The 12,649-nt window shown below is 69.9% G+C and carries 12 protein-coding genes; 11 read left to right on the forward strand and 1 reads right to left on the reverse strand.

Annotated features, from left to right (window positions below; all coding sequences use genetic code 11):
• Positions 1 to 5: 5 nt before the first annotated feature.
• The 11 genes from ABZS58_RS03630 to ABZS58_RS03680 all read left to right on the forward strand — a co-directional run bounded on the left by ABZS58_RS03630 (position 6) and on the right by ABZS58_RS03680 (position 11,255).
• Positions 6 to 524 carry a flavin reductase family protein gene (locus tag ABZS58_RS03630; RefSeq protein ID WP_354777430.1) on the forward strand — a complete coding sequence of 173 codons (519 nt, stop codon included), beginning with the start codon at positions 6 to 8 and terminating at the stop codon, positions 522 to 524.
• A gap of 152 nt (positions 525 to 676) precedes the next feature.
• Complete coding sequence (locus ABZS58_RS03635) at positions 677 to 1,024, forward strand: DUF485 domain-containing protein (protein ID WP_354777177.1); 348 nt, start codon at positions 677 to 679, stop codon at positions 1,022 to 1,024.
• The gene (locus ABZS58_RS03640; RefSeq protein WP_354777179.1) at positions 1,021 to 2,784 is read left to right on the forward strand and encodes a cation acetate symporter; all 1,764 of its coding nucleotides are present in this window, start codon (positions 1,021 to 1,023) and stop codon (positions 2,782 to 2,784) included. Before ABZS58_RS03635 ends, ABZS58_RS03640 begins: the two co-directional genes overlap by 4 nt.
• Before the next feature lie 68 nt (positions 2,785 to 2,852).
• The gene (locus ABZS58_RS03645) at positions 2,853 to 3,824 is read left to right on the forward strand and encodes an NAD-dependent epimerase/dehydratase family protein (protein WP_354777181.1); all 972 of its coding nucleotides are present in this window, start codon (positions 2,853 to 2,855) and stop codon (positions 3,822 to 3,824) included.
• A 71-nt stretch (positions 3,825 to 3,895) separates the two neighbouring features.
• Entirely contained in the window at positions 3,896 to 5,155 is a 1,260-nt protein-coding gene (locus ABZS58_RS03650; RefSeq protein WP_354777183.1) for an LCP family protein, read from the forward strand.
• Between the two features lie 243 nt (positions 5,156 to 5,398).
• Positions 5,399 to 6,811, forward strand: a complete 1,413-nt coding sequence (locus tag ABZS58_RS03655) for an LCP family protein (RefSeq protein WP_354777185.1) — start codon at positions 5,399 to 5,401, stop codon at positions 6,809 to 6,811.
• A gap of 20 nt (positions 6,812 to 6,831) precedes the next feature.
• Complete coding sequence (locus ABZS58_RS03660; protein WP_354777186.1) at positions 6,832 to 7,170, forward strand: rhodanese-like domain-containing protein; 339 nt, start codon at positions 6,832 to 6,834, stop codon at positions 7,168 to 7,170.
• A gap of 10 nt (positions 7,171 to 7,180) precedes the next feature.
• Positions 7,181 to 7,990 carry a glycerophosphodiester phosphodiesterase family protein gene (locus ABZS58_RS03665; protein ID WP_354777188.1) on the forward strand — a complete coding sequence of 270 codons (810 nt, stop codon included), beginning with the start codon at positions 7,181 to 7,183 and terminating at the stop codon, positions 7,988 to 7,990.
• Positions 7,991 to 8,117: 127 nt separating this feature from the next.
• Positions 8,118 to 9,608 (forward strand): ATP-binding protein, encoded by a 1,491-nt coding sequence (locus tag ABZS58_RS03670; RefSeq protein ID WP_354777190.1) that lies wholly within the window; start codon positions 8,118 to 8,120, stop codon positions 9,606 to 9,608.
• Positions 9,589 to 10,035, forward strand: a complete 447-nt coding sequence (locus ABZS58_RS03675) for an ATP-binding protein (RefSeq protein ID WP_354777192.1) — start codon at positions 9,589 to 9,591, stop codon at positions 10,033 to 10,035. The genes ABZS58_RS03670 and ABZS58_RS03675 overlap by 20 nt, the downstream gene beginning before the upstream one ends.
• A 329-nt stretch (positions 10,036 to 10,364) precedes the next feature.
• A complete protein-coding gene (locus ABZS58_RS03680) occupies positions 10,365 to 11,255 on the forward strand; it encodes a DUF5926 family protein (RefSeq protein WP_354777194.1) in 891 nt (296 codons plus the stop codon).
• An 86-nt stretch (positions 11,256 to 11,341) separates the two neighbouring features.
• Here ABZS58_RS03680 and ABZS58_RS03685 read toward each other — a convergent pair whose 3' ends face one another.
• Positions 11,342 to 12,526 carry an arginine deiminase gene (locus ABZS58_RS03685; protein ID WP_354777432.1) on the reverse strand — a complete coding sequence of 395 codons (1,185 nt, stop codon included), beginning with the start codon at positions 12,524 to 12,526 and terminating at the stop codon, positions 11,342 to 11,344.
• Between the last annotated feature and the right edge of the window lie 123 nt (positions 12,527 to 12,649).

Here is a 12,649-nt window from a genome sequence, read left to right on the forward strand (position 1 = left end):
CGGTCATACCCGACAATGAGCGGGTGAGTATCCACCCGTCGGATCCGTTCGCCACACCGGATGACCAGCGCTCGCCGCTGCGCCGCCTGCGCGGGCGCCTGCCGGCCCCGGTGACCCTGTGGACCGCAGCCGGCCCGGCCGGGCTCACGGTCTCCTCGATGATGGTCGCCGACGGCGACCCAGGGCGGGTCGCCGGGCTGGTCGACGACGAGAGCGACCTGTGGACCGCGGTCGAGGCGACCGGCCGGTTCGCCGTCGTGCCGCTCGCCGAGGGCGACAACCAGCTCGCCGAACGGTTCGCGGGGCTGATGCCCGCGCCCGGCGGCCTGTTCGCGACCGGCGACTGGGAGGACACCGGGTTCGGGCCGGTGCCGCGCGGCTACCCGTGGGTCGCCTGCACCCTGTCCGGCGCCGACCAGTTCGGCTGGTCGTTGCTCGTGACGGCGACTATCGCCGGGGTCTCCCTGACGGACACGGCGGCGAAGCCCCTGCTCCACCACAGGGGTCGGTACACCTCGATATAAACGTCGGTAAACGGTGTGACCGCTGTCACTCGGCGCACCGAACCTGCCGTTCAGCGCAGGGGTCCGCCGGGCCCGTCCAGGGATCTTCACGCCCACCCGGCGGGTTCTACCGTGCGCCGTACCCACACCCAAACGGCAGGTGGTGATCCCCCATGAGCACCGAAACGCCGGTGCCGACCGGCACGGACGACGTCAACCGCTACGTCACCGTCGCCAACACCCCGGAGTTCGCCGAGCTGCGCCGCTCCCTGCGCCGCTTCGTGTTCCCGGTCTCCGCCGCGTTCCTCATCTGGTACGCGCTGTACGTGCTGCTCTCCGCCTACGCCCGCGACTTCATGAGCACCAAGGTCGTCGGCCACGTCAATATCGCGTTGATCTTCGGGCTGCTGCAGTTCGTGTCGACGTTCCTCATCGCCTGGCTGTACACCCGCTACGCCGACCGTCGCGTCGACCCCCTCGCCGACGACCTGCGCGCCAAGATCGAAGGGAGCCCCGAATGAACGGGATCACCCTCGCGGTGGGGGCGACCACCACCCGGACGCTGACGCTCACGCTGTTCGTCGTCCTCGTCGCGGCCACCCTCGCCATCACCATCTGGGCCAGCCGGCAGACCAAGAGCGCCGCCGACTTCTACGCCGGCGGCCGGTCCTTCACCGGCTTCCAGAACGGCATGGCCATCGGCGGCGACTACATGTCGGCGGCGAGCTTCCTCGGCATCGCCGGCATCATCGCCCTCAACGGCTACGACGGCTTCCTCTACTCGATCGGCTTCCTCGTCGCCTGGCTCGTCGCGCTGCTGCTCGTCGCCGAGCTCATGCGCAACTCGGGCCGCTACACGATGGCCGACGTCCTCGCGTTCCGGATGCGGCAGGCGCCGGTCCGCACCGCCGGGTCGATCTCCACGATCATCGTGTCGATCTTCTACCTCCTGGCGCAGATGGTCGGCGCCGGCGCCCTCGTCGCGCTGCTGCTCGGCATCAAGCCCGGCGACACGTTCCTGGGCATGAGCGCGGAAGCCGCGAAGATCGTCACCATCGCCCTCATCGGCGTGCTGATGATCGTCTACGTGACCGTCGGCGGTATGAAGGGCACCACCTACGTCCAGATCGTCAAGGCGTTCATGCTCATGCTCGGCGCCCTGGTGCTGACCCTGATGGTGTTCGCCGCGTTCAAGTTCAACCTGTCGTCGCTGCTCGGCGAGGCCGCCGCCAAGTCCGGCCGGACCCCACCGGAGTCGTTCCTGCAGCCCGGCCTGCGCTACGGCCGCGACATCGCCGGCAACGCCGCCGCGACCCTCGCCAGCAAGCTCGACCTGATCTCGCTCGGCCTCGCCCTCGTCCTCGGCACCGCCGGCCTGCCGCACATCCTGATCCGCTTCTACACGGTGCCCAACGCCAAGGCGGCCCGCAAAAGCGTCGTCTGGGCGATCGGCATCATCGGCGTGTTCTACCTGATGACCCTCGCGCTGGGTTTCGGTGCCGCGGCGCTCGTCGGACGGCAGGCCATCCTCGCCCAGGACCCGGGTGGCAACACGGCGGCCCCACAGCTCGCCGAGGCCCTCGGCAAGCGCTACCTCGGCGGTGACTTCGGCGGCTCACTGCTGCTCGCCATCATCGCGGCCGTCGCGTTCGCCACCATCCTCGCGGTCGTCGCCGGACTCACCCTGGCGTCGTCCTCCTCACTGGCGCACGACCTGTACGCCAACGTCATCAAGCGCGGCCAGACCACCGAGCGGCAGGAGGTCGTCGTCGCCCGGTACTCCGCGTTCGTCATCGGCGCGGTCTCGATCGTGCTCGGCATCTTCGCCCGCAACCTCAACGTCGCGTTCCTGGTGGCGCTCGCCTTCGCGATCGCCGCGTCGGCGAACCTGCCGGCGATCCTCTTCTCCCTCTTCTGGAAGAAGTTCAACACCCGCGGCGCGACCTGGGGCATCTACGCCGGTCTGATCTCCGCCGTCGGCATCGTGCTCATGAGCCCGATCGCCTGGGGCGGCGTCAGCGACGCCCGCACCCCGGCGACCCTCAACGCGGCACAGGCGAAGACCTGCGGCGTGGAGCAGAAGTCGAAGGCGGTCTCCAACCCGACAGCGCTGTTCAGCTGCACCACGGCGGCGCCGATCCCGCTGGAGAACCCTGGCCTGATCTCGATTCCGATCGGCTTCATCTTCGCCGCGCTCGGGGCGCTGACCAGCAAGGAGCGCAACCCGGACAAGTTCGCCGAACTGGAGGCCCGCTCCCTCACGGGTGCCGGAGCCGTCTGAGATGTAGTGCGCCGGGGTCCGGGCACCGCCGATCCCCGGCCCCGGCGCACTGCCGCTAGGCTGGTCCCATGGTCGAAGTTGCGCAGCGTTACGGCGAAGGACACCGGATCCTGCTGACCGGTGGTGCCGGGTTCGTCGGGTCTCACCTCGCCGATGCCCTGATCGCCCGCGGCGCGCAGGTTGTCGTCATCGACAACTTCGTCACGGGCAGTAAGGACAACGTCGCGCACCTGGTCGACCACCCTCGATTCACGTTGGTCGAGGCCGACGTCAGCGAGCCGCTGCCGACCGTCGAAGCCCTCACCGCCAGGTTCGACGCGATCCTGCACTTCGCGTCGCCGGCCAGCCCCACCGACTTCGAGCTGCTGCCCGTCGAGATCCTCCGGGTCGGCTCGCTCGCCACGCTCCAGCTGCTCGAACGCGCCGTCGCCGACGGCGCCCGCTTCGTGATGGCGTCCACCTCCGAGGCCTATGGCGACCCGCTCGTCCACCCGCAGCCGGAAACGTATTGGGGCAACGTCAACCCGATCGGCATCCGCAGTGTGTATGACGAAGCGAAACGCTTCTCCGAGGCGGCCACCATGGGCTACCGCCGTGGCCGTGGCGCCGACGTCGGCATCGTGCGGATCTTCAACACCTACGGCGAGCGCATGCGCCCCGACGACGGCCGCGCCATCCCCACCTTCATCTCCCAGGCGCTGCGCGGCGAGCCGATCACCGTCCACGGCTCCGGCACCCAGACCCGGTCCATCTGCCACGTGTCCGACCTCGTCCGCGGCATCCTGCTCCTGCTCGACTCCGGTGAGACCGGCCCGATCAACTGCGGCACCGAACACGAGATGACCATGCTCGAGCTCGCCGACACGATCGTGCGGCTATCCGACAGCGCGTCGACCGTGTCGCTGCTGCCCCGCACCGCCGACGACCCCGAGCGCCGCCGCCCCGACCTGACCAAGGCCCGTGAGCTGCTGGGATACGAGCCGACCGTCGGCCCCGACGAAGGCCTGCGCCGCACTCTGGACTATTTCCGCTCAAGGTGACACTCCCGGCTTCGTGCCGCGCCCGCCCGAGTTGCGTGGCGTAGCGGCGCCGGGTTCGTATCGTGGGTTTCATGTCCACCACGCCTGCCTCCAACGGCTCGTCGGGTCGCGCCTCGGTGCCCAACGCCCTCCCGCCCAGCGCGGGAGCTCGTGCGCGCGTCTCCGGCACCTCCGCACCGACCAGCCCGGCGACGCCAGGCGTCTACGGGAAGCCCGCCGCGTCCGGCTCAGGTGGTGGCGGCGGCGTCGTGCCGCCCCGCCGGCCCGGCGGCAACGAATACCCCGGCCGCCGCAAGATCCGTCCCCGCTGGGGGCGCATCGCCCTCGTCGCCGGGGCCGCGATCGTCGTCCTGGCGCTTCTCGCCGGCGTCGGTGCCTACAGCTACTACCGCTACGTCGACGCGGGCCTGCAGCGCGACGACCCGTTCGGCGAGATCACCGGCGGCCGGCCGGCGAAGGTCGCCGACGGCGCGCTCAACATGCTGCTGCTCGGCAGCGACTCCCGCGACCCCGACAACAAGGGCAAGCCCGGCGAGTGGCGCACCGACACCATGATCATGCTGCACATCCCGTCCAGCCACGACAAGGCGTACCTGGTCTCCATGCCCCGCGACCTCTACGTCTACATCCCCAAGAGCAAGACGACGCCCTACGGCGACACCAAGGCCAAGCTCAACGCGTCGTTCTCCTGGGGTGGCACACCGCTGACCGTGCAGACGATCGAGAAGTACAGCAACGTCCGGATGGACCACGTGCTGCTCATCGACTTCGGCGGCTTCAAGCAGGTCATCGACGCCCTCGGCGGCATCGACATGAACATCGAGCAGGACATCACCTCCATCCACCCGCCGAAGCGCAAGTTCAAGAAGGGTATGAACCACCTCAACGGTGACGAGGCCCTCGACTACGCCCGGCAGCGCTACCAGTTCCCCGACGGCGACTTCGCCCGGATGCGCCACCAGCAGCAGATGATGAAGGCGATCCTCGACAAGGCCGTCAGCTCCGGCACGGTGAGCAGCCCGACGAAGCTCAACGCGTTCCTCAAGGCGATCACCAAGGCGATGACCGTCGACAAGGACTTCTCGCTCGCCGACATGGCGCTGCAGTTCCGCAACCTGCGCAGCGACGACCTGACGTTCCTCGTCAGCCCGCACGACGGCAGCAAGAAGATCAACGGTGAGGACGTCGTCGTGCCGAACGAGGCCAAGGCCGACGCGCTGTACACCGCGATGCGCACCGACAAGATGGCGGACTGGGCGGCGACGAACGCGCCGAAGCCGGCCGCGAGCGGGTCGTCGCAACCCTCGACGAAGTCATCCACCAAGAAGTGATTATTCCGGCATTCCGGGCATGTCTCCCCACCTGAGGGGTTGCATGCCCGGGCTGTCATATAGATCTCATTGCAGAAGTCGCTCTTGACCGAGTAGAAAACGCCTGATCGGTGGCAACTCTTCGGATCTTGTGCAGTGACGCTGGTCGGCACGATCCCCGCCGCGAACGTAGACTCGGATAGATCCCCGCCGCAGTGCGGGCACGTAGTCGGGGGCGACATGCAGCAGGACCAGGATCCGCCGGTGAGTCGCTCGGCGGAGAGCCCTGAAGAGACGCCGCCCGCTCCGGCCGATGCGGTGGGAGCGTCGACCGGCACCGACTCCAGCACGTCGGATATTTCGGACTCGTCCGACGACCCCGCTGCCGAGTCTTCAGCCCCATCTTCGCCCTCGGAAGGCCCGGCCGCCGCCACTTCCGCAGAATCCGCCGCCGCCACCTCCGAAGCACCGGCCGCCGCCGCCACTGCCGCTGCCGAGGAGCCCGCTGAGCCCGCCGCCCCCGACGCCGACGCCGCAGCCGCTGCCGGGAGTGCGGGACCGCTCACCCGGCGGCAGAAGCGCAAGGCCCGCAAGGCCGCCCTGCCAGGCCGCGACCCCGTCTGGGCCAAACTCCTCGTCGTCGTCGGCGCGGTCCTCGTCCTGGTCTCCGCCACCGCGGTCACCGGCTCACAGGTCCTCGCCAACCGATACAGCAAGAGCGTGAACCAGGAAAACCTGCTCGGCTCCAACGCCCGCGTCGGCAACGACGACAAGAAGGAAGAGCGCCGCAGCAGCGTCACCGGCCCGCTCAACTTCCTGCTCCTCGGCTCCGACCTGCGGGCCAAGGACCCCGAGGACGGACAGCGCTCCGACTCGATCATCATCGTGCACATCCCGGTCAGCCTCGACCGGGCCTATCTCCTGTCGATCCCCCGTGACCTGCGGGTGAGGATCCCCGCGTTCGAGCCCACCGGCTTCCGTGGCAGCAGCCACGAGAAGATCAACGGCGCGTTCCAGCACGGCGGTGGCGGTGCCGGCGGCGTCCAACTCCTCGCCGAGACCCTCACCGAACTGCTCGGCATCCACTTCGACGGCGCCGCGATCGTCAACTTCGACGGCTTCAAAGCCGCCGTCGACATCCTCGGCGGCGTCGACATGTGCATCGACCAGAAGGTCACGTCGATCCACCTCGGCTACGACGCCAACGGCAACTACCTGTCACCCGAACACGGCGGCCGCCCCGCCGTGTACGAGCCCGGCTGCCACCACCTCGAGTCCTGGCAGGCCCTCGACCTCGTCCGGCAGCGCAAGAGCCTCGCCAACGGCGACTTCGACCGGCAGAAGAACCAGCAGAAGTTCATCCGCGCCATCCTCACCAAGGCGCAGCAGCAGAACCTCACCACCAACCCGATCGCGCTCGACAAGCTCATCCGGGCCCTCGGCGGCGCCCTCACCGTCGACACCAATGGCGTCGCGCTCGAAGAGCTGATGTTCGGCCTGCGCAACGTGCGCCCCAGCGGCCTCGTCGGGCTGACCGTGCCGTCCGAGACACAGGACATCAGCGGCATCTCCTACGTCGTGGCCCTGGAGGAAGCAAAAGCGCTGTACGCCGCGATGCTCAACGACTCGCTCGACGCGTGGGCCGTGGAGAACCCCACCTGGGTCAACCCCATCTGAGGCTCTTATAGGCTTGGCGGGTGTTCAGGGGATCCGCTGTGCCGACCGTCACGGTCGACGAGGTCGCTGCCGACGCCTACCTGCTCGACGTCCGCGAGGACGACGAATGGGCGGCAGGTCACGCACCTGAAGCCAACCATGTGCCGATGATGCAGATCCCGTCGAGGATCGACGAGATCCCCACCGACCGCGACGTCATCGTCGTCTGTCGCGTCGGCGGCCGGTCTGCGCAGGTCGTCGCATACCTGCAGCAGCAGGGCCTCACCCGCACCATCAATCTCGACGGTGGCATGTCGGACTGGGCGGTCGCCGGCCGGCCCATGGTGAGCGAGGACGGCGGTGCTCCGAGAGTCGCCTGAGCGGCCCTGGGTGTTCGCGCACAGGGGCTCGTCGTATCGACACGCCGAGCACACCCTCGACGCCTACCTCCTCGCCATCGAGGAAGGCGCCGACGGCCTTGAATGCGACGTCCGGCTGACCCGCGACGGCCACCTCGTCTGCCTCCACGACTCCCGCATCGACCGCACCAGTGACGGTCGCGGCCGGGTCAGCGTGCAGACCCTCGCCGACCTCGACCGCTTCGACTTCGGCTCCTGGCGCACCGACCTGCCCCAGACCGCCGACGAGCTCATCACCAGCCGCAAACTCGCCGACGACCACTGGCGCGGCCGGGTCCTCACCCTCGACCGGCTCCTCGGCCTCGCCGTCGACGCCGGCCGGCCCATGCGGCTGCTCATCGAGACCAAACACCCCACCCGCTACGGCGCCGCCGTGGAAGCCGCACTCCTGACACTGCTGCGCCGGCACGGACTGGACCGTCCCGACGACAACCGACCCGTCCACGTCACGATGATGTCGTTCTCCGCCAACGCCGTGCGCCGCGTCCGTCAGCTCGCCCCCGCACTGCCCACCGTGATGCTCATCGACGTCTGGTCGGTCCCCAGCCGCATCGGCTGGCTCCCGCCCGGCAGCAGCATCGGCGGACCCGGCGTCGCACTCCTCCGAGCGTCCCCCGAACTCGTCGAGCGCCTCCACCGCCGCGGATTCCCCGTGTACGTGTGGACCGTCAACGAACCCGACGACATCGACCTCGTCGTGAAACTGAAAGTCGACGGCATCATTTCGGACCGGCCCGCATTCGTGATCGACCGACTCCGGGAGCTCGGCCTGCGCGACTGACCGACATCCTGCGATCCGTCGCTCCTGCGGATTCCGTCGTCCCACCCACGCGCCCCGGTGGAATCCCACGTGGAGAACTTTCGTCAATGCCCTTTTAAAGCGGTGCGTGGGGAGGCAGACTCGCAGCATGGTCGATGCCCGGGGTCCGGTCGACGCCACCGCCGTGTTCGGCGGCCTGGCCGAGATCGCCGAGCAGCTCGCGACCGGCGCCGGCGGCCTTCCCGCACTGCAGCGCACCGTCGACGTCACCGTCGAGGCGACCGCCGCGGCCGGCGCCGCCTTCATCGAATACGGTCAGGACAGCGGCCGGGTCGTCGCGGCCGCCGCCGCCCTCGACTGGTCCCTCGGCCGCCCGGTCGACCTCATCCACCCGACGCTGCGGGGGCTGCTGCAGTACGGCACCAGGGTCCGCGAATTCCCGGTCGGCCTGCTCGGCACCGTCGGCGGGGAGCACCTGCGCGGCCGTGGCCTCACCCGCTTCGTCGCCGCCGAGGTCAACGCCGGCAAGACCGCGGTCGGCGTGCTCGTCGGCGGCTACCACGATGCCGACGGCACCGCGGGCGCCGACGAGCGGGCCGCCCTCGGCTTCCTCGCCGGGCTCATCGGCCTGCAGTACACCCTTGGCCGCGGACTGCCGATCCACGCCGGCGGACCCGTGTTCGACCCCGTCGCGGTGCCGTTCGCCGTGCTCGACGCCGACCATGTCGTGCGCACCTGGAACCCCGCCGCGGCGCTGCTCACCGCGCGCTCACCCGAGTCGGCGATCGGCGCGCCGTGGCCGTTTCCGCTGCCGGCCGGTGCGGAAACCGTCGAGCACCAGATGGCCTGCGGCACATGGATCCAGATCCGGGCCGCCGCGATGCCCGCCACCACCGACGTCGGCGTGTCGTTCCGCGCCCGCGGCGACCAGTCCGCCGACGGCCGCGACCTGTTCATCGCGCTCACCGGGCACGAGCTGCGCACGCCGATCACCGTCATCAGGGGGTACGCAGACACCCTCGTCGAGCACTGGGAATCCCTCGACGAGGGCTCCCGGCGCGAGGCGATCTACGTCGTCGGCCAGCGCGCCCGCGAGCTCAGCCGCCTCGTCGACCGCCTCTTGAATGCCGTCGGCGACGAGGCCGCCCCGGGCGACGCGTCCGCGCTCCTGCCGTTCGACCTGGTCGACACCCTCACGGCGGCCGTCGTCGACCTGAGCCCCGAGCAGCGCCGCACCTTGAGTGTTTCGTTGCCACAAACCCTGCCGAAAGCCCTGGGAGAACGCGCCACCCTCGCTACCATCCTTGCGGAATTTGTAACGAATGCGGGTAAATACTCCCTGAATTGGGTAGAAGCGGACTTGACCGCGGGGGCAGACGCGCAAACGGTCTGGTTCAAGGTCGCCGACCGGGGCATCGGCATCCGCCCAGAGCACGTCGAGCGGGCGTTCGAGCGCTTCTGGCAACTGGAGACCGGCGACCAGCGCACCCGCGGCGGCGTCGGACTGGGACTGTATCTGGTGCGTAGGATCGTTGAGCGTCAACATGGATGGGTATCGTTGCGTCCACGCCAAGGGGGCGGGACCGTCGCCGAGGTGCGACTGCCCCGCGCCGACGCAGATGCCCACGGGGAGGCTTGAGAGGGTGTCCACAACCGTCGCGGAACGCGCCTGGTGCGTCGTTGTCCCGCATCACGCTCGCGGTGCACACGTCGCCCGCCACCGTCTGGCCCATGAGCTCGACACCCTGGTCGCCGAGGAGCGTCTCGACGACGCCATCGCCATCGCCGCCGAACTGGTCGGCAACGCGGTCCGCCACGCCGCACCCCTGCCCGGCGACGTCATCCGGGTCGCCTGGCGCCTGCTGCCCGACGACACCCTGGAGATCAGGGTCACCGACGGCGGCTCGGCGGCGTCCATCGCCGACGGCGCGTCGGCCGGCCCGGAGCTGCGCGTCGCCGCCCCCGACGCGGTCGACGGCCGCGGCCTGACCATCGTCGCCGCCCTGGCAACCGGCTGGGGCGTCGAACGTGACGGCCTCGGCCAGTGCGTCTGGGCGACGCTGTAGTTCCCCATTCGCGGCGCTGCCACGGCGCGTGCGGCGGTATGCCGGCCAGATCTGCCGCCGGTTGCCGGCCGGCGTGGCCGCCACGGGACTCCCGACCCTGACCACCCGGTGGTGCCCTGACCCCGGCGATCCATCCCGTTGTCGGCACCGTGTTTTCCGCGAGCCGCACAACCCTCTATCCGCATATCAAGCGCCGTGCCTGTATGGGATACGAGGGGCGGGCGACATTTCGGATTTGTCGGAAACGTGCGGCGCAGGCGGGTGAGTGACGCGCCCAAGGAGGTGGGTGTTCGCCCGCACCGTAACGGGACCGCCTAGGCTGGGTCGCCGTGAGCAAGCGAGCGAAAACCCCCCGTGGCCGTTCCGCCGCCGAGGGTGAGAAGCGCCAGAAGATCCGTGACGTTTACGTGGGGCGCCCGTTCGAAGGGCTGGCCGACGAGCCGGAGTGGATCGCACTGCGCGAGCTGGTGCCGGCCGCCTCGGCACCACTGAAGCTGGCACCGGACCTGGCCGAGAAGTACGGCGACCGTCCGGTGATCCTCGCGACGGTCCTGCCGATGGCCTGGCCCGCGATGACCAAGCCCGACGGCCGTGTGTTCATCGGGCTGCAGCGGCACGTGCAGTCCGGGGACGTGTCCCGGGATCTTGCGGTGGCCCTGCAGTGCGCGCTGGACACGCCGACCGGGCAGACGGTCAACATCCCGGCGCTGCCGGGTGTCGGGCCGCGGCTGCAGGACGTGATCGTCAACGCGCCGCTGGACGTCACGGTCCACACCGGGTTCGAGTTCTGGCTCGAGGACAACGCCACCGACGACCCCAACGTGCGGGCGTCGCTGGAGCGGGCCAATGCGAGCATCTTCCCGACGGTCCGGCTGTCGGCGGCGCCCGCGACGTACTGGTGCCGCGTCACCGACCGGTCCCACGTCCGGCTCGTCCTCGGCGACAACGAGGACCGGGCGCTCGACGCGCTGTCGCGGCTGTCGGCCGGTGGCGGGCTGCTGCTGGGCGAGCACACGAAGTTCGCCGGCATGTTCCGCGCGCACGGCCTCCTGGCCCCGGTGTGGGATCTCCCGCTCGACGTGGCCGCCGAGGAGTGGGAGGCGCCGGTCGCCGAGTTCATGAAGCGCTACTCGGAGGCCCTGGCGGTCGAGGAGCCGCTGACCGCCGCCGAACGCCGCAGCAAGCAGGGCCTCCTGGGCCGCCTCCAGCCCCTGCGCTGAGCCGCCGGCCGCCCACGTCGAGACAGGCGCGGGCGCGCACCGACGGCCGGAAGCGCGCCCCGCGACCGGCGCGGGGCGTGCACCGGCTAATCGGCCGCCCGCGTGACGGGTGCGGACATGCATCGCGGACCGCCCCGGCCCGAGCCCAGCTCGGAGCCGGGGATCCGGATCACCTCGATGCCGTGCCGCTCCAGCTGGGCGTTGGTCTCCACGTTGCGCTCGTACGCCACGCAGAGCCGCGGCGCGATCGCCAGGGTGTTGTTGCCGTCGTCCCACTGCTCGCGCTCGGCGGTGACCGGGTCGAGGCCCGTGTCGATGATCCGCAGGGTGTCGATCCGCATCGCCTTCGCGGCCGCGACGATGAACGGCTCCGGCCCGGTGACGACGAGCTCGTCCAAGGCGCCCGAGTTGCCCGTTACGGTCCACGCCTGCAGGCTGCTGGCGACGTTCGGGTACATCACGACCGCGTCGACGTCGACCATCGTGCAGACGGTGTCCAGGTGCATCGTGGCCCGCTCCTGCGCGATCGGCACGACCAGGACCGTGTGGGCCAGGCCGCGCTCGAAACAGCGCCTGGCGAGCCGCTCCGCGCCCGCCGGCCGGGTGCGCTCCCCGACGCCGACCGCGATCACGCCCGGCGCCAGCAGCAGGACGTCGCCGCCCTCCAGGTGCTCCAGGCCCGGCTCGTACACCAGCGGCACCCCGGAAAATCGAGGATGGTGCCGATAGATCGCGTGCGTGAGTGCGGTCTCCCGGCGGCGGGCGTGCATCGCCAGGCTCGTCACCGCCACCTGCCCGCCGATCCAGACGGATGAATCGCGCGTGAAGAGGAGATTCGGCAGCGGGTCGATCACGAAGTCCGCGTGGTCCATCAGCGCGTGCACGAGACCGTCCCCGGCCCGCAGCTCGGCCCGGGACAGGCCGGCGACGAGCGTGGCCGCGAGCGTCGCCGGGTCGAGGTCGCCGAGGTGGGCCGCGACGTGCCGGCGCAGCGTGTCGCCGAGCCGGACGTCGTCGAGGACGGCCTGCGTGAGCTCGTGGCGGGCCGCCGGCACGGCGAGGGTCTCGGCCAGCAGCTCCGACACGTAGAGGACCTCGACGCCGTGGCTCCTCAGGGCGTGCGCGAACGTGTCATGCTCTTCTTGAGCGCGTCCGACCCACGGAATCCCGTCGAACAGCAGTGAATCGTTGTTTCGCGGGGTCAGCCGGGCCAGTTCCGCGCCCGGGCGGTGCAGCAGCACCGTGCCGAGCCGTCCGACCTCGCTGTTCACGTGATGACGGCGCACCCGCTCAGCCTAACGGCTGACCCGTTATCCACCGGTTGGGCGCTATCTGCAAATTCATGACACGTCGTGAATGTGGCATTCATCCCAGTCATTCCGAGTCTTTCATCT

Origin of the sequence: Dactylosporangium sp. NPDC005555 (assembly GCF_040605635.1) — a bacterium.
Lineage (GTDB): Bacteria > Actinomycetota > Actinomycetes > Mycobacteriales > Micromonosporaceae > Dactylosporangium.